The organism is Micromonospora sp. NPDC047762 (genome assembly GCF_043204655.1).
Taxonomy (GTDB): domain Bacteria; phylum Actinomycetota; class Actinomycetes; order Mycobacteriales; family Micromonosporaceae; genus Micromonospora.
The window spans coordinates 227,132-243,378 of the sequence record NZ_JBIDCQ010000008.1; the positions used below are offsets into that span (position 1 = coordinate 227,132).

Below are 16,247 nucleotides of genomic sequence, written 5' to 3' on the forward strand. Positions count from 1 at the left end.
CCGGACGGATCGCCGGGCACCACCGCATTTTCCGCCGTCCGGCGCCGCACCCCCGCCCGGGTGCGGCGCCGGACGGGGATCAACTGGTCGTCGTACAGGAGACCAGCGGAACCGGGTTGCTGCCGTTCCACGAGCCGAGGAATCCGAACGTGGTGCTCGCTCCGGCGGCAAGTGTGCCGTTGTGGTTGGCGTTACGTGCGGTGACGAGCGTGCCGCTGGTGCTGACCGTCGCGTTCCACGACGAGGTGACCTGCTGACCGTTGCCGTAGTTCCAGCTCACCGACCAGCCCCGGGTGGGTGAACCGCCGGCGGTCACCTTCACGTCGGCCTGGAAGCCACCGGCCCACTGACCGGTCACCTGGTACGTCGCCGTGCAGGCACCGGCCGGCGGCGGGGTGCTCGGCGGCGGCGTGGTTGGCGGGGGCGTGGTGGGCGGCGGGGTCGTCGGCGGGGGCGTGGTGGGCGGCGGTGTGGTCGACCCGCCGCCGAAGTCGACGTCGCTGCACAGGTAGTACGACTGGTCCAGGTGGCTGGCCTGCCAGACGGTGTAGACGATGTGCCGTCCGGTGCGTCCCGGCGCGCTCACCGGGATCTGGATCGAGACACCACCGGTGTCCGGGTTCCACTGGGAGGCCGGGGTGTTGCCGATCTGGCCGGCCAACTCCAGGTTGCCCCAGCCGAGCGGTTGGGTGGCGGAGTTGAAGCCCTGCTTCGTCACGTACACCCGGATGTAGTCGGCGCCGTGGCTGGCCTGGTCGAAGAAGCGGAGCCGGAAGTTGTTCGACACCGCTGTGGTCTTCCAGGCGCCGACGGTGTCCAGCGCGTTGTAGCGAGGGCTCTGGGTGCGTCCGCCGCTGCACAGTTGGCCGTCGGGTACGGCGGCCTGGTGGTTACCGCCCACGCCCTCGCGGAACAGGCCGTTCCAGTTCCACATGGCGGCCGGGTCGGACTGCCAGGCCTGCCAGCACATCGGGTCCTCGGTGGCCATCCGAGGGTTCTGGAAGTCGCCGCCCCAACGTTGCCAACAGCTGTAGTTGCGCGACGCCGGGTCGACCACCGAACCGTGCGCCGAGGCGGGCTTGGTCAGGATGGTGGTCAGTGCGGTCGTCAACAGGAGCGCGGTGGCCGCCACGATGGCGAACAGCCAGAGCACGCGTCGTGATCGGGTGAGTGTGGACATGGAGCCCCCGGGGGGATGAGGTGGGACGTCGACACCCGGATCGCCGGGAGTTGCCCACTCCCGTGCCTGTCGCTGGCTCCCGCGACGGCTTTACCCGGCACCATGCCAGCTCGATAGTCAGCCGTCAATGGCATCGCGCCGCATCGGGGTGTGCGGGATGCCGTCCTCGACGTAGTCGGGGCCGCTCACCGCGAAGCCGTGCCGGGCGTAGAACGCGACAAGGTGCGACTGGGCTTCCAGCACGCAGGTCCGGTTGCCCACCACCTCCAGCGCCGCCGTCATCAGCCGGCCGGCGTGTCCGCCGCCGCGCGCCGCCGGGGCCACCACCACCCGACCGATCCGGGCGACACCGTCCGGGTCGGCCAAAATCCGCAGGTACGCCAGCGGCGCGCCGCCGTCGGTGAGCCAGACGTGCCGGGTGCCCGGCTCGACGTCCCGCCCGTCCAGCTCGGGGTACGGGCAGTTCTGCTCCACCACGAACACGTCGATGCGCAGTTTGAGCAGGTCGTGGAGGGTGCGGGCGTTCAGGTCGGCGAAGGAGGCCGTCCGGAGTTCGGTGGTCTGCTGGGGCATCCACCGATGGTAGGTCGGGTGGGTTCACCTGAGATCCGCGCGGTCGGGTGCGAGGTAGGTGGCGGCCACGGCGGTGAGCAGCAGGGCACCGCCGACGATCACCGGCAGGGGGAGCGGTTCGCGCAGCAGCGCCACCGCCAGCGCCGCGGCGGTGAGCGGTTCGAGCAGGGTCAGCACGGCCGCGACGCTGCCCGGGGTGGTGCGCAGCCCGGCGTAGAACAACGCGTACGCGACCGCCGTGGTGACCACGCCGAGGTGCAGCAGCAGCGCCAGGGTGTCGAGGCGTACCGGCACGCTGACCCCGGCTACCAGGGTGAACGGTGCCAGGGTCAGCGCGCCGACAGTGGTGGAGATGGTGGTCAGCGTCATGGGCGCGGTGCGCTGCGACACCTGACGGCTGACCAGGGTGGTCACCGCGTACCCGAGGCCGGAGCCGGCTGCCGCGAGCAGGCCGAGCAGCGGGGCGGGCGCCGCCGCGCCGGGGTGCTCGGTGGCGGCGGTGATCAGGACGAGGCCGGCCACCGCCGCGACCAGCGTGCCGAGTCGCAGCGGGCCGGGGAGCCGGCGGGCGTGCGCCGACTCCCAGGCCGCGGCGAGCACCGGTGCCAGGCCCAGGCTGACGATGGTGGCCACGCTGACTCCGGCCCAGGCCACGGCGGCGAAGTAGAGCGCCTGGTAGAGGCCGAGGCCGACGCCGGTGAGCAGCAGCGGTACGGGTGCGGCGCGCACTGTGGTCACGATCGTGCGGAGCCGGCCGGCGGTACACGCCAACAGCACGAGCGCGGCGATGGCGAGGCGGTGGAAGCCGATGCTCACCGGGCTGAGCCCGGTGCTCTCGCGCAGGAGTTGCACCGCCACACCGGTGGTGCCCCACAGCACCCCGGTGACGGTGATCTGGATCAGGCCGCTGCGGGCGGCGTGGCTGGCGGCCGAGGCGGCCGGCAGCGGGGTGCGGGTCGTGGACACGGGAGCGCTCCGAAGGGTGAGCCGTTGACGGGGACGACGTCGACGGAGCGCGTACGGCATGGTGGCCGAGCGGGGTCAGGTCACCCGGTCGGCGTGAGGCGCGGCGCTCCGCTCAGGAGCGCGGCGGGGGCAGGACGCCCAGGAACGGCCGCATGGCGACGACCGTACCCCAGTGTGGTGGTCCGGTTGGCCCGCGGCCGGGCGGCGCGGTCAGGCCGGGCGGGCGCCCACGGCGTCGCGGATCTCCGCGCCCACCGCTCCCTCGACGGCGCGGGCGCAGTGTGCGCAGCAGAAGAAGCGGCCGTTGACCTCGACGCCGTGCCCGGAGATCTTGACCTGGCAGTGCTCGCAGATCGGTGCCATGCGGTGGATCGCGCACTCGAACGAGTCGAAGGTGTGCACGTCGCCGCTGACGGTGTGCACCTCGAACGCCATCCAGTAGTCGTTGCCGCAGACCTCGCAGGTTGCCACCGAAAACCTCCGTTAAATGGACAAGTGCCTACAGAATCCTCCAAGTGGCGCCGACGTAGGGGCGGAACGTCGACGCCCGACCGCCACGACGGCGTGTCGGCGTCGGCGTGTTGCCCGTTGTGCCTGGTGAACCGCCGCAACCCCCGGAGGATCACCGTGATCAAGCGCAACAGGCTCTTCGGCAACCAGACCCGGGTCACCTTCTGCCTGCCCCGCGATGTCCCGCCCGGCCCGGTGAGCGTCGTCGGCTCGTTCAACGGCTGGCAGCCCGGTCGACACGAGTTGGTGACCCGCCGCGACGGCACCCGGACGGTGACGGTGAAGCTGCCGCCGGGGGAGTACCGGTTCCGCTACCTCGGCACCGGCGGCGTCTGGTTGGACGATGAGTCGGCCGACGAGGTCGACGGCGGGGGCAGCCTGCTCCGCCTCTGAGAAGAAAACTGCCATCATCGATGGATTTATCGATGAGAGTCTTTACTGTTAACAATGTTTAAATTACTTTGAGGGGCACCTCACCGGACCTGGAAAAGGAGCTGCCCCGATGCGTCGAAGAATCACCGTCCCGCTGGTGGCGGCGGGCGCTGTCGCCGCCACCCTCACCGTCGCCGCCCCCGCGCAGGCGCACGGCTACGTCTCCGCCCCACCGAGCCGGCAGGCGCTCTGCGCGCAGGGCCGGGTGCCCGACTGCGGGCAGATCAGGTACGAGCCGCAGAGCGTCGAAGGACCCAAGGGCCTGCGCAGCTGCAACGCCGGAATCTCCCAGTTCGCCGTCCTCAACGACGACAGCCGGGGCTGGCCGGCCACCTCGGTGGGCACCTCGCTGACCTTCACCTGGGTGAACACCGCACGGCACGCCACCAGCAACTGGGAGTACTGGATCGGCAACACCCGCGTCGGCGTGGTCAACGGCAACAACCAGCAGCCGGGCGCCACGGTGTCGCACAACGTCAACCTCGGCGGCTTCTCGGGCCGGCAGAAGATCCTCGCGGTGTGGAACATCTCCGACACGGCGAACGCCTTCTACTCCTGCATCGACGTGCAGATCGGTGGCGGCGGGTCGAATCCGACCCCGACGCCGACGCCGACCGCCACCCCACGGCCCACCCCGACCCCCACCCCGACCAATCCGCCCGCCCAGGGCGGCACGTGGGCGACAGGCCGGGCGTACCAGGTCGGCGACCAGGTCACCTACGGCGGAGCGACGTACCGCTGCCGGCAGGCGCACACCGCGATCCCGGGCTGGGAGCCGCCGAACGTACCGGCGCTCTGGCTCCAGGTCTGACCGCACGGGTGCGGCCCCTGGTCGCACCCGTGTCGCCGCTCTCGCGTGAACGGAGGCAACCGGCATGCCCCGCCGTACCCCGCTGGCCTTCCTCGCCGTGGCCCTGCTGCTCACCGGAGCCTGCGCCGGACCGCCCACGTCGAGGCCGTCGACCCTGCCTCAGCCGACACCCACGTCCCCGGCCGGCTCGGCGGCGGCCGGGTCCGTGGGTGCCGGGTCCCCGATCGGGGCGGACTCGATGAGCGGGATCGACGTGGTGTTCCTGAGCACCATGGTCGGCCACAGCGAACGCACCCTGCAGATCGTCCGGCTGGCCCGGGACCGGGTACGCGACGACGCGCTGCGCACCCTGGCCGCCGCCGTCGAGGCGACCGAGGCCGACGAGCTGGCCGCCATGCGCGGCTGGCTGCCCACGGCCGGGCCGGGCGCCAGCGCGGCCGCACACCACCACGACGGGCACGGCGACGACGCCGCGCTCGACCGGCTGCGGACCGCGCCGGACGCGGACGTCGACCGCGTGCTGCGCGAGGTACTCGCCGACCACCAGCGATGGGCCGCCGACCTGGCCAGATCCCAGGTCGGTGTCGGCCGCAACGAGCAGGTCCGCGACCTGGCCCGCCGGATCGAGCAGTCCCGGACCGCCGAGGTCGAAATGCTCAGGGGTACGCCCTGAGCGGCTCCTCGCTCAGCGGGGTTCCAGCTTGATGGAGACCGAGTTGACGCAGTGCCGGGTGTCCTTCGGGGTGAAGCCCTCGCCGTGGAAGACGTGCCCGAGGTGACTGTCGCAGCGGGCGCAGCGGATCTCCGTACGGGCCATGCCGAGGCTGCGGTCCTCGATCTCCTTGACCCGGCCCGGGATGGCGTCGTCGAAGCTCGGCCAGCCGCAGTGCGAGTCGAACTTCGTGTCGCTGGAGAACAGCTCCAGCCCGCAGGCGCGGCAGTGGTAGACCCCCTGGGTCTTCGTGTCCACGTACTCGCCCGTCCACGGGCGTTCGGTGCCGGCCTCCCGGAGAACGTGGAACTCCTCGGGGGTCAGTCGGACCCGCCACTCTTCGTCGGTACGGGGCAGCTCGTTGTCGTCAAGACTCACCCGTCAACGGTACGTCGAACGTCGGGGGCGTGGCATAAGGTCGCGGGATGGGTGGCACCAAGGCTGCGGCCGCCGAGGTCGAAGTAGCCGGGCACACCGTCCGGTTGAGCAGTCCGGATCGGGTGATCTTCCCGCAGCGGGGGTTCACCAAGGCGGACGTCTTCCACTACTACCTCGCGGTCGGCGACGGGATCATGCGCGCCCTGCGGGACCGGCCGACCACCCTGCAACGCTTCCCCGAGGGCGTCGAGGGCGAGGCCTTCTTTCAGAAGCGGGTGCCCACCCGGGGGGTGCCGCCCTGGGTGACGACCGCCCAGATCACCTTCCCGAGCGGTCGGAGCGCCGCGGAGCTCTGCCCGGCCGACCTGGCGCACGTGGCCTGGGCGGCGCAGATGGGCACCATCGTCTTCCACCCCTGGCCCGTGCGGGCCGCCGACGTCGACCGCCCCGACGAGCTGCGCATCGACCTGGACCCGCAGCCCGGCACCGACTTCGCCGACGCCGCGCGGGCCGCCGGCGAGGTCCGCGCGCTCCTCGACGAGCTGGGCGCGACCGGCTGGCCGAAGACCTCCGGCGGTCGGGGCGTGCACGTCTACCTGCGCATCCAACCCCGCTGGACCTTCACCGAGGTGCGCCGGGCCACCATCGCGCTGGCCCGGGAGGTGGAACGCCGCAACCCCGACCTGGTCACCACCGCCTGGTGGAAGGAGGAGCGCGGCACCCGGGTCTTCGTCGACTTCAACCAGATGGCGCGCGACCGCACGATCGCCTGCGCGTACTCGCTGCGGGCCAACGCGCGGGCCACCGTCTCCACCCCGGTCACCTGGGACGAGCTACCCGACGTCGACCCGGACGACTTCGACCTGCGCACCGTGCCGGCCCGGCTCGCTGAGCGAGGTGACCCGCACGCCGGGATCGACGACGCACCGTGGGACATCACCCCGCTGCTCGAGTGGGCCGAGCGCGACGCCGCCGCCGGCCAGGGCGACCTGCCGTACCCGCCGGATCACCCGAAGATGCCCGGCGAACCCAAGCGGGTCCAGCCCAGCCGCGCCAAGCGCACCCCCGACGGTCCGTGACCGCCCTGCTGCCTCCAGCGGTAGCGGGGCCGTCCACGCCAGGAACCTCTCTAACAGTTCCCGTGGGTCGGGTCCCGGCTCGGGGTTGAGCTGGTAGAGGTCGGCTGTCGCGTCGAACAACTGGCTCGCCAGGTAGATCGACAACCCCACCCGATCCGTCCCGTACTGCACCCGCAGCAACATCCGAGCGAGTGGGCACGGCCAGGCGGCGGCGCACACCCGACAGAGCCACGTGGGCCGGCGCGGCAGGTGCTGGTGCACCGGATGCAGGTTGCGCAGCGGCCCGTCTCCAGGCGGCTCCCCACTCGACGTAGACATGCCCTTTACGGTGACCGGTAAGTTGCCCCGGGTCAAGGAGTCGGGTCATCTGCTTACCGTCCGGCATATGGATCTGGTGGGCGCTGCGGAGATTCGCGCGATGCTCGGTGGCATCAGCAAGCAGCGCGTTTATGTGATCACCAGCCATCGGAACTTCCCGGAACCCGTGGCCGACCTGGTCCAGGGCAAGGTCTGGCGGAGGTCGGACGTGGTGGCCTGGATCCGGGAGCACCGGCCGGAGTTGGCCGAGGGCTGACCCGGGCCTGATTGGGTCGCCCAGGGCGCTTCGCGCGGCCGTTTTGGTCGTACACCTGTTCTAGAGTTTGCCTGTGATCGATGAGTTGGCGCGGGCGGAGGGTGCGGTGGCGGCCTGCGCCGACGCCCCGGCCTGGGCCCTCTCCGAGCACGACTTGATCGCGGTGCTCGATGCCACGCACCGGTTGCAGCAGCGGCTGGCGGCGGTGCAGTTGGCGGCTGTCCGCGAGTTGGACGGTCGAGGCGCAGCAGTCGCGCAGGGTGCCTCCTCGACGGCTGTGTGGTTGCGCCACCGCCTGCGCCTGGACGACGCCGCAGCGCGTCGGCTGGTCGGTCTCGCCGCCGCGCTCGACGTGGCCCCGCCCGCCGTGCGCGACGCCCTGGCGAGCGCGGCGGTCAGCGCGGAGCAGGCCCGGGTCATCGCCGACACGGCCGCCACGGTGTCTGCGGCGGCCGACGCCGAGGTGACCGACAAGGCCGTCGGTGTGCTGGTGGAGTGGGCCGGGCAGTTCGACCCGGCAGTGCTGCGCCGGTTGGGTGCCCGGATTCTCGACCATGTGGCGCCCGACCTCGCCGAGGCCGCCGCCGCCGCGGCGGCCCTGGCCGCCGAGGCCGCCCGCGCGGCCCGCGACCGGCACGTCACGATTTCCGAGCAGGCCGGCGGGTGCCTGCGACTCAGTGGCATCCTCGACGCCGAGACCGCCGGCCTGCTGCGCGCCGCCATCGACCCGCTGAGCGCACCCGCCGGCCCCGACGACGCTCGCGGAGCCGGTCAGCGCCGCCACGACGCCTTCGCCGACGTGTGCCGCCTCGCGCTGCGCACCGGCGAGCTACCTGACAGCGGCGGCGACCCCGCCCAGGTCGTTATTACCGCCAGTTATGACGCGTTGGCTGCTCAGGTGGGCGCCGGGACGCTCGACATCGGCCTTCAGCTCACCCCCGACACCGTGCGCCGGCTCGCCTGCGACGCGGCCGTGCTGCCCGCCGTGCTCGGCGGCGCGGGCCAGGTCCTCGACGTGGGCCGGCAACGCCGCCTGATCACGGGGCCACTGCGGCGGGCACTGGTGCTGCGCGACGGCGGCTGCGCCTTCCCCGGCTGCGACCGCCCACCGCGCTGGTGCGCCGCCCACCACATCCGGCACTGGGCCGACGGCGGCCTCACCAGCCTCGACAACGCGGTGCTGCTCTGCGGCCACCATCACCGGCACGTCCACCAGGCCGACTGGGTGGTTCGGCTGGGTGACGACGGCCACCCGGAGTTCATCCCGCCGGCCTGGCTCGACCCCGACCAACTCCCGCGCCGCAACCACTACCACCGACGGACGTAGGCCGATCCGCCTGGCAGCCTGGGTTGTAGCGGAGGGACGGGTCCAATATCTCTGCAACCGCTGTGCGCCATAGGCGCAGCCTGAGAGGTGGTTGACCTTGACGCGCGGTCAACCGCTGTTGAACGCCGGGCCGGCTGTCGGACCCGGGGTTTAGCCTGCCGGCATGACGAGCGCCGAGCTGGATGAGCTGATCGTCGCGGACGCCGACGCCCTGCGCGTGTGGTTGTCGGCCCACCACGCCACGTCGCCCGGCGTCTGGCTCGCGCTGACCAGGAAGGGTGGCACGGTCACGACGCTGACCTGGCAGCAGGCGGTCGACGAGGCCCTGTGTGTCGGCTGGATCGACGGGCAGGCCAGGAAACGCGACGAGGAGTCCTCCTGGATCCGGTTCACCCCGCGCCGGGCGCGCAGTTCCTGGTCCCAACGCAACGTGGCGAACGTGGCCCGGCTGGAGGAGCAGGGGCTGATGTTGCCGGCGGGCCGCGCGGCGGTGGACGCCGCGAAGGCGGATGGGCGGTGGGCCGCCGCCTACGCCCCGCCGTCGGAGGCCGAGGTGCCGGCCGATCTTCTCGCTGCCATCGCCGCCGAGCCCGCCGCCCAGGCGATGCTCGACGTCCTCACCAAGGCCAACCGGTTCGCTCTCATCCATCGGCTCAACGCCGTCAAGCGCATCGAGACCCGCGAACGCAAGATCGGCGAGTTCGTCGCCATGCTGGCCCGGCACGAGACCTTCTACCCCCAGAAGGCCAGGCCGGCCGCCGGGCCGACGCTGCCGTCAGTCGGCGCGGGCCTCGAGGAAACCGATTGACTTTCGATAGCTAGCAAGCGAAAATCGATGCATGGTTACTGAGCATCGAGCGGTTGCCGCTCTCCGAGTCTTCCTCGTGGTGCTGTTCGGGGTCCTGGTGGTGTTCCAGACCCTCTCGCTGCCCGGGCAGTTCAGGTACATGGCCGAGCAGTCGCCGCAGGACGCCCACCTCAGGTGGCCGGCCACCGCCGTGACGGTCTTCTGGGTGCTCTGCGTCCAGGTGGTCATCGTCGCGACCTGGCAGCTGCTCAGCCTGGTCAAGAACGACCGCATCTTCACCGAGGCGTCCCTCAAGTGGGTGGACGCGATCGTCTGGGCCATCGCCGCCGCCTGGGTGGTGCTGGTGGCGGTCTTCCTCTGGGTCGGGTTCAACGCGGACGACCCCGGGGTGCCACTGCTGCTGTTCCTGCTGACGGTGGGCGTCACCGTGCTGGGGCTCCTCATGGTGGTCATGCGGGCGCTGTTGCGGCAGGCCACCACCCTGCGGACCGACATGGAAGCGGTGATCTGATGCCCATCGTCGTCCGCATCGACGTGGAGTTGGCCAAGCGCAAGATGAGCGTCGGTGAGTTCGCCGAGCGCGTCGGGCTCACCCCCGCCAACGTGGCGGTGCTGAAGAACGGCCGCGCCAAGGCGGTCCGGTTCAGCACCCTCGAAGCGATGTGCCGCGTCCTCGACTGCCAGCCCGGTGACCTGCTGGAGTGGGTCGAGGAAGAAACCCCATGAGGTACGTCCTGATCATCGGAGTCGTCCTCTCGGTGGCGCTCGGCATCACCGTCGTGGTGCTGGGCGGGGCCGACGACTCCCCGGGACTGCAGCTCATCGGCGTCATGCTGGTGCTCTGCGCGGTGGTCTTCGGCATCCGCAACCGTCGAGGCCGCAACTAGCCGTCCCGCCCGACAACTCTCTCCGTAATAACGATCATGTAACGGGCGCGAACCTTTCCCGGTAGGTGGCCTGTCTTGATGGTCGTCGGCCCGCCAGGGCCAGGGGAGGCGTCGGATGAAGCTGGTGTGGAGGCGGGCCCGCGAGGCGCGAGGGTTGCTGGTCGCGGCGGTGATCGCTGCCCTCGTCGCCGTCGCGTTGGTCACTGGGCTGTCCGACTACAACCGTCGGGCGGTGGACGCCGGGCAGCGGGCACTGGTCGCCGCCTCACCCGCCGAGGAGCGCGGCCTTCTGGTCAGCGGCTCGGGTGGGCGGGACGCGGCCGAGTTCGCCACCCGGGACAAGGCGGTCCGAGCCGAGTTCGCCACCGGGCTCGGCGGCGTCCCGGTCAGTGTCACGGCCGCCCGTTACGGCACCGGCCGGGAACTGACCGGCGACCTCGGGCAGATCCCGCGTACGGCCGACGAACCGGTCTTCGCGAACCTGGCCACGTTCGCCGACCTCGCCAGCCACGCGGAGCTGACCAGCGGAGCCTGGCCCAGCCCCGGAGCGAACCCCGTCCAGGTGAGCCTGCCCGAGCGGGTCGCCGGTGCCCTCGGCCTGACCGTCGGCGAACGCGTCCCGGTGCGCGATCGGGCCACCGAACGACGCGGGGAGTTGGTGCTCGCCGGCACCTGGCGGCCCCGCGACCCGGCGGACGCGTACTGGCTGCTGGCCCCCGGCGTGGGGGCGGGCAGCGCCGGTTCCGGCACCTCGTACGGGCCGTTCACGCTCGACCCGGCCGACTTCGCGGCCACCTTCCCGGGCTCGGTGTCGGCGTCCTGGCTGGCCCAACCGGACCTCGGCGCCGTCGACACCGCCGACCTGCCCGCCGTTCGGAAAGCCCTCACCGAGGCGGCCACCGCAGTGCCCGAGGCCGCCCAACTGGGCAGCTCCGGGCAGACGGTGACCAAGATGCCGCAGCTGCTGGACCGGATCGGCCGCGCCGACCTGGTGGGTCGCTCGTCGCTGGCCACCCCGCTGCTGCTCATCCTGGTGCTCGCCGGCTACGCGCTGGTGCTGGTCGCCGCGCTGCTGCACGAGGACCGCCGCCCACAGACCGCGCTGCTGCGCGCCCGCGGCGCCGCCCGTAAGCAGTTGGCCGGCCTGGCCGCCCGCGAGGCGACCCTGGTGGTCGCCCCGGCCGCCGTGCTCGGTCCGCTGATCGCCGGTGAGGCGTTGCGGTACATCCGACCCGGCGGGTCGGGTGACCTCTACACCGCCGGCGGCAACACCACCCTGGTGTGGGCGGCGGCAGCGGCCACCGCGGCCGGCTGCCTCGTCGCCATGGTCCTTCCGACGCTGCGCGGCGCCGGGACGTACGTCGCCGACATGGCGGCCCGATCCCGGCCGAACCGGGCCGCGAGCGTCCAACGCGCCAGCGTCGACCTGGTGCTCGTGGCGCTCGCTGTGCTCGCCTGGGTGCAGCTACGCCGATACGCCTCCCCGCTGGCCGGCTCGGGTGGACAGCTCGGGCTCGACCCGCTGCTGGTCGCCGCCCCGACGCTCGGCGTGCTGGCCGGTGCCGTGCTGGCGTTGCGGGTGCTCCCGCCGCTCACCCGGTTCGCGGAGCGCTTCGTCGACCGACGCCCCTGGACCGCCACCATGTTCGGCATGTGGCAGGCCGGCCGGCGTCCGCACGCCGGCCCGGTGCTGCTGCTCGCGCTCGCCGTCGGCGGCAGCACCCTGGCCTGGTCGCTGATCAGCACCGGCGAGCGGTCCCAGGTCGAGCAGGCCGGCCACACGGTCGGCGCCGACCTCCGGGTGACCGAACGGACCGGTGGCGCCCCACCGACCCGGGCCGGTGAACTCGCCGCGCTACCGAGCGTGGACCGGGTGCTGCCGGCGTGGCGGGACGAGATCCGGGTCGGACGGGAGAACCTGCCGGCGACAGTGATCGGTGTCGACCCGGCCAGCGCCCCGGGCGTCGTCCGGCTCGCCGACCGCCTCGGCGACGGATCGGTGTCGGAGCAGTACCAGCGCATGATCGATGAGCGCGGGACGCCCGCCGGTGTCGAACTGCCCGCCGGGGCGCGGGCGATCACCGGCACGGTCCGTACCCCGGTGAGCAGCGCCGCCCGGTCGGTGAAGGTCGCGGTGACGCTGCTGGTCACCAGCTCCGACGGGCTCGCCCTGCGGCTGCCGGCGGCCAACGCCGACGGTGACGGCCGGGCCACCCGGTTCTCCGTGCAACTGCCCGACGTGGGCGGGGCGCGGCTGCGGCTGGCCGGGTTCGAAGCCGACGGCGGGCTGGCGGCCGGCAACGCCTACCGACTCCAGGTGGACGGGTTGGCGGTGGTCAACGCCGACGGCACGACCCGACCCGCCGAGCTGAGCGGCGACTGGATGCTGACGGCCCCCGGCGTGGAGTCCACGCGGGTCCGGACCACCGCTGCCGGCTTCGCCGCGGTCCACCCCGTGGAGGTGATTCCCGGCGGGCAGTTCGCGTACCAGCCGCCCACCCGGTTCTCCGTCGTGGCGGGCGGGGAGAGCAAGCCCGCACCGGTGCTGATGACCCCCCAGGTACGCGAAGCCCTGAGCCTGAACGTCGGCGACACCGTCGACCTCACGCTCCCCGGGGTGACGATGCCGGTGCACCTGGTCGGCGAGCTGAGCGCCGTGCCGACGACCAGCACCGCTGCCGGCGTGCTGTTGGACCTGCCGGCCGCCGTCGACGCGATGATCCGGAGCAGCGGCGCGGTGCGACCCGTACCGGAATGGTGGGTCGGCGCCGCCGACGCGAACGCCGCCGCCCAGGCGGTCAGCGCGCTCCCGGGCGTCACAGTGCTCAACCGGGAGGCGGCCATCGAGGCGGCCGCCGACGACCCGTACTGGCGTGGCTCGCGTACCGGCATGCTCGCCGCCGCGCTCGGCGCGGTGCTACTCGCCCTCGTCGGCCTGGTGGTGGACGTGTGGGCCACCGCCCGGCGTCGGCTCGGCGAGTTCGCGGTCCTGCACACCCTCGGCGCCACGCCCCGACTGATGGCCCGGGCGCTGCTCGCCGAACAGACGTTCCTCGCCGGCATCGGTGTGGGCGTCGGGCTGTTACTCGGCACCGCGGTCGGCGCGACGATGGCCCCACTGGTCATCCTCACCCCGGCCGCCGGTCGGCCGACACCCCCGGCGGCGTTCGTGCTGCCCTGGGTGCCGATCGGCCTGACCGCGGTCGGTCTGCTGCTGGCGGCGCTCGCCTTCAGCGCGTTCATCGCCGCAGGCATCCGTCAGCGGGTGGCGGCGGTTCAGCTGCGAATCGGGGGAGAACGATGAGCGTCGGGGCGGCCGTCCGGCGGGTCCGGGCGTACGGGGGGCAGTTCCTGCTGCTGGCGGTGCTGACCCTGGTGGTCACGCTGCTGATCAGTGGAGTGCCCCGGCTGGTCAACCGGCTCGCCGAACAGGGGCTGCGAGCGCAGCTCAACAGCGAGCCGGCCGCGCGCCGGGACATCTCGTACACCACCAGCCTGGAGCCCGCGACGTCGCGGCGGACGGCGATGGGCGACGCCGCCGAGCGGTTCGACTCCCTGGCCGCGGAGATGCCGCCGCCGGTGCGCTCGGCGGTGACCGAACAGTGGTACAGCGTCGAGACCGCAGGGGCCCGCGTGGTCGGGCCGGACCTGGCGGCCCGCAACCTGCTGGTCGACATGGGCTTGCGGGCCATGCCCGACATTCAGGGAGCGAGCACCCTCGTCGAGGGGACCTGGCCGAGCGAGACGTACGTTCCCGACCGGCCGATCGAGGTGGCGCTCGACGTCGACGTGGCCGGCAAGCTCAACCTGCGCGCCGGCAGCCAACTGCGCATCGGCAGAACCGACGAGAAGGGCAGACTCGTCGACGGTGTCCCGTTGATGGTGTCCGGGCTGTTCCGCCCCGTCGACCGCGCGAACGGCATCTGGGACGGGCTCCCACAGCTACTGCGGATCATCGAACCGCAGGGTGATGGCCAGCCGTTCGTCATCGTCGGCGTCGTCGCGCAGTCGCCCTTCAACAAGCGGGCCGCGGAGGGCTGGGCGATCCAGTCCACCTGGCGCTACCGACTGGGCGTCGACCGGATCGACGCACGCGAGCTGGACCAGATGATCGACGGCCTGCAGGTGATGCAGCGCAACAAGCCGCCGGGGCTCAGCCTGACCCAGGGCGTCGACGTCCCGTTGCGCGCGTTCGCCGCCCAGATCGACGCCGTCCGGACACTGCTCGCGGTGATCGCGGCCGGCGTCCTGGCCACCCTGGCGGGGCTCATCGTCCTCGCGGCCAGTCTCGCCACCAGACGGCGTCGCTCGGAGTTCGCGTTGCTGCGTGCCCGTGGCGGCGGGGCCACCGCCGGCGCCCGGCGCAGCCTCGCCGAATCGGTGCTGGTGGTCCCGATCGCCGCCGTGCTGGGCTGGTGGCTGGGCACGCTGTTCCCCGGTGCCCCCGACCCGACCACGCCGTACCTTGTCGCGGCGACCGTGCTGGTGACACTCGCGCTGCCCGTGGCGACGCTGGCCGTACCGGCCGGCGGAGCGGCGCGTCGGGACCTGATCCGGGTGCGCCCGTCGGCCCGTCGACTCACCGCCGAGGTCTCCCTGCTGCTCCTGGCCGGGCTCGCGGCGGTGCTGCTGCGTCGGCGTGGCCTGACCCTCGGAGAGGTGGACCCGCTCCTGGTGTCGGTGCCGGTGCTCCTCGCGGTCGCGGCGGCGGTGCTGGCGCTGCGCGCGTACCCCTGGCCGTTGTTGCTGGTCAGCCGGCTTGCCGCGCGGACCCGGGGCAGCGTGGCCTTCCTCGGCACGGCCCGCGCCGGACGCTCGGCGGTCGCCGCCCCGCTGGTCGTGGTGGTGTTGGCGATCGGCACCGCGGCGTTCTGCGCGGTGGTGGCCGCCGGCGTCGACGCCAGCCGGGAACGGGCCGCCGCGCAGATCGTGCCCGCCGACGCGGTGATCCGCGGGGAGCGCTTCGCACCCGACACCGTCGACGAGCTGGGCCGCCTGCCGGGGGTTCGGGCCGTCACCCCGGTGCTGTACGAGGACGATGAGCGGTTCGCGTCCGACGAGGCCGGCACCGACGCCTTCATCGAGCAGACGGACGTGCTGCTGGTCGACGGCTCGGGGTTGGACAAGGTGGCCCGCGAATCGCAGGTGGACGTGTCGGTTCCGGCCGCGCTGCGCACCGCCGCGCCCGGCCCGGGACCGCTGCCGGCGATCGTCTCACCGGCGGTCGCCGCCGACCTGGCCAAGGCCGGGCTGGCCGACTCGGCCTTCATCTCGGTGCAGGGCCAGCGGTACGGGTTCCGGGTGGCCGGCACCGCCGACGGTTTCCCGATGCTCGCGGCGAACACCGGCCGGTTCGTGATCCTGCCCTGGCAGGCCCTGCCGACGCGTACCACCACACCCGTGCCGACCACCCTGCTGATCGCCGGGAACTCGCTGGACGCCGAGGCGCTACGCGTCGCCGGCGACCAGGGGCAGGAGCGCTACCAGCGGGACGGCACGGTCACCGGCCGGGAACGGCTGATCGGGGTCACCGTCGACACCCGGGCTGACGTACGCCGGGACCTTGGCGAGGGCGGCGCGAACGGGGTGCTGGCCTTCGGCTTCGTGGCCGGGGCCGTCGGCGGCACCGTGCTCGGGCTGTTGGCCATCGCGTTCACAGTGCTGGCCGGAGCGCGCGCCCGGGGTCAGGTGCTGTCCCGACTTCGTACCCTCGGCCTGTCCCGCCGGCAGTGGCGAGGGCTGCTGCTTGTCGAGTTGACCCCGCTGGTCGCGGTGTCGGTGCTGACCGGCGCGCTGGTCGGTGCGGTACTGCCCCTGCTGCTCAACCCGGTGCTCGGCCTGTCCGCGTTCACCAGTGGTGTGCCGGTCCGGGTGGCTTTCGAGCCCAGCCTGGTCGCCGCGGTGCTCGCGCTCGGGGCGGTCGCCCTCGGCTTCGCGGTCGCCGTCGAGGCCCTGAACAACCGCCGGTTGCGCCTCGGAGAGGTGCTTCGGCTCGGAGAGGAGAGCTGAG

General features: G+C 72.6%; 17 protein-coding genes. 12 read left to right on the forward strand and 5 right to left on the reverse strand.

Annotation, left to right across the window (positions count from 1 at the left end; all coding sequences use genetic code 11):
* Positions 1–79 precede the first annotated feature (79 nt).
* The 4 genes from ACGF3C_RS24385 to ACGF3C_RS24400 form a co-directional block, all read right to left on the reverse strand.
* Entirely contained in the window at positions 80–1,180 is a 1,101-nt protein-coding gene (locus ACGF3C_RS24385) for a lytic polysaccharide monooxygenase (RefSeq protein WP_393225442.1), read from the reverse strand.
* 117 nt (positions 1,181–1,297) lie between these two features.
* Positions 1,298–1,753 carry a GNAT family N-acetyltransferase gene (locus tag ACGF3C_RS24390; RefSeq protein ID WP_357220980.1) on the reverse strand — a complete coding sequence of 152 codons (456 nt, stop codon included), beginning with the start codon at positions 1,751–1,753 and terminating at the stop codon, positions 1,298–1,300.
* 24 nt (positions 1,754–1,777) lie between these two features.
* Positions 1,778–2,719 (reverse strand): DMT family transporter, encoded by a 942-nt coding sequence (locus tag ACGF3C_RS24395; RefSeq protein WP_357220983.1) that lies wholly within the window; start codon positions 2,717–2,719, stop codon positions 1,778–1,780.
* Positions 2,720–2,929: 210 nt separating this feature from the next.
* Positions 2,930–3,190, reverse strand: coding sequence for a Prokaryotic metallothionein (locus ACGF3C_RS24400; RefSeq protein ID WP_355009369.1), 261 nt, complete (start codon positions 3,188–3,190; stop codon positions 2,930–2,932).
* 156 nt (positions 3,191–3,346) lie between these two features.
* Between ACGF3C_RS24400 and ACGF3C_RS24405 the strand changes: the two genes are divergently transcribed.
* The 3 genes from ACGF3C_RS24405 (at position 3,347) to ACGF3C_RS24415 (ending at position 5,145) form a co-directional block, all read left to right on the forward strand.
* Positions 3,347–3,622, forward strand: a complete 276-nt coding sequence (locus ACGF3C_RS24405) for an isoamylase early set domain-containing protein (RefSeq protein WP_357220986.1) — start codon at positions 3,347–3,349, stop codon at positions 3,620–3,622.
* A gap of 109 nt (positions 3,623–3,731) precedes the next feature.
* On the forward strand, positions 3,732–4,472 hold the full coding sequence (locus ACGF3C_RS24410) for a lytic polysaccharide monooxygenase (protein WP_393225447.1): 741 nt from the start codon (positions 3,732–3,734) through the stop codon (positions 4,470–4,472).
* 64 nt (positions 4,473–4,536) lie between these two features.
* Positions 4,537–5,145 carry a DUF305 domain-containing protein gene (locus tag ACGF3C_RS24415; protein WP_393225449.1) on the forward strand — a complete coding sequence of 203 codons (609 nt, stop codon included), beginning with the start codon at positions 4,537–4,539 and terminating at the stop codon, positions 5,143–5,145.
* A gap of 12 nt (positions 5,146–5,157) precedes the next feature.
* Here the strand turns inward: ACGF3C_RS24415 and msrB are convergent, their stop codons facing one another.
* The gene (gene msrB / locus ACGF3C_RS24420; protein ID WP_030336225.1) at positions 5,158–5,562 is read right to left on the reverse strand and encodes a peptide-methionine (R)-S-oxide reductase MsrB; all 405 of its coding nucleotides are present in this window, start codon (positions 5,560–5,562) and stop codon (positions 5,158–5,160) included.
* 47 nt (positions 5,563–5,609) lie between these two features.
* On the opposite strand from msrB, the gene ligD reads away from it, so the two are divergent.
* The 9 genes from ligD to ACGF3C_RS24465 all read left to right on the forward strand — a co-directional run bounded on the left by ligD (position 5,610) and on the right by ACGF3C_RS24465 (position 16,246).
* Entirely contained in the window at positions 5,610–6,641 is a 1,032-nt protein-coding gene (gene ligD / locus ACGF3C_RS24425; protein WP_357220995.1) for a non-homologous end-joining DNA ligase, read from the forward strand.
* Positions 6,642–7,026: 385 nt separating this feature from the next.
* Entirely contained in the window at positions 7,027–7,215 is a 189-nt protein-coding gene (locus ACGF3C_RS24430) for a hypothetical protein (RefSeq protein ID WP_357221000.1), read from the forward strand.
* 73 nt (positions 7,216–7,288) lie between these two features.
* Positions 7,289–8,542, forward strand: coding sequence for a DUF222 domain-containing protein (locus tag ACGF3C_RS24435; RefSeq protein ID WP_393225454.1), 1,254 nt, complete (start codon positions 7,289–7,291; stop codon positions 8,540–8,542).
* Between the two features lie 163 nt (positions 8,543–8,705).
* The gene (locus tag ACGF3C_RS24440; RefSeq protein WP_357221006.1) at positions 8,706–9,350 is read left to right on the forward strand and encodes a YdeI/OmpD-associated family protein; all 645 of its coding nucleotides are present in this window, start codon (positions 8,706–8,708) and stop codon (positions 9,348–9,350) included.
* Positions 9,351–9,381: 31 nt separating this feature from the next.
* Positions 9,382–9,861, forward strand: coding sequence for a DUF2975 domain-containing protein (locus tag ACGF3C_RS24445; protein ID WP_355009378.1), 480 nt, complete (start codon positions 9,382–9,384; stop codon positions 9,859–9,861).
* Positions 9,861–10,076, forward strand: a complete 216-nt coding sequence (locus tag ACGF3C_RS24450) for a helix-turn-helix transcriptional regulator (protein WP_030336216.1) — start codon at positions 9,861–9,863, stop codon at positions 10,074–10,076. The genes ACGF3C_RS24445 and ACGF3C_RS24450 overlap by 1 nt, the downstream gene beginning before the upstream one ends.
* A complete protein-coding gene (locus ACGF3C_RS24455; RefSeq protein WP_357221010.1) occupies positions 10,073–10,237 on the forward strand; it encodes a hypothetical protein in 165 nt (54 codons plus the stop codon). Before ACGF3C_RS24450 ends, ACGF3C_RS24455 begins: the two co-directional genes overlap by 4 nt.
* A gap of 115 nt (positions 10,238–10,352) precedes the next feature.
* Entirely contained in the window at positions 10,353–13,541 is a 3,189-nt protein-coding gene (locus tag ACGF3C_RS24460) for an ABC transporter permease (RefSeq protein ID WP_357221013.1), read from the forward strand.
* Complete coding sequence (locus tag ACGF3C_RS24465; RefSeq protein WP_393225459.1) at positions 13,538–16,246, forward strand: FtsX-like permease family protein; 2,709 nt, start codon at positions 13,538–13,540, stop codon at positions 16,244–16,246. Before ACGF3C_RS24460 ends, ACGF3C_RS24465 begins: the two co-directional genes overlap by 4 nt.
* Position 16,247 lies beyond the last annotated feature (1 nt).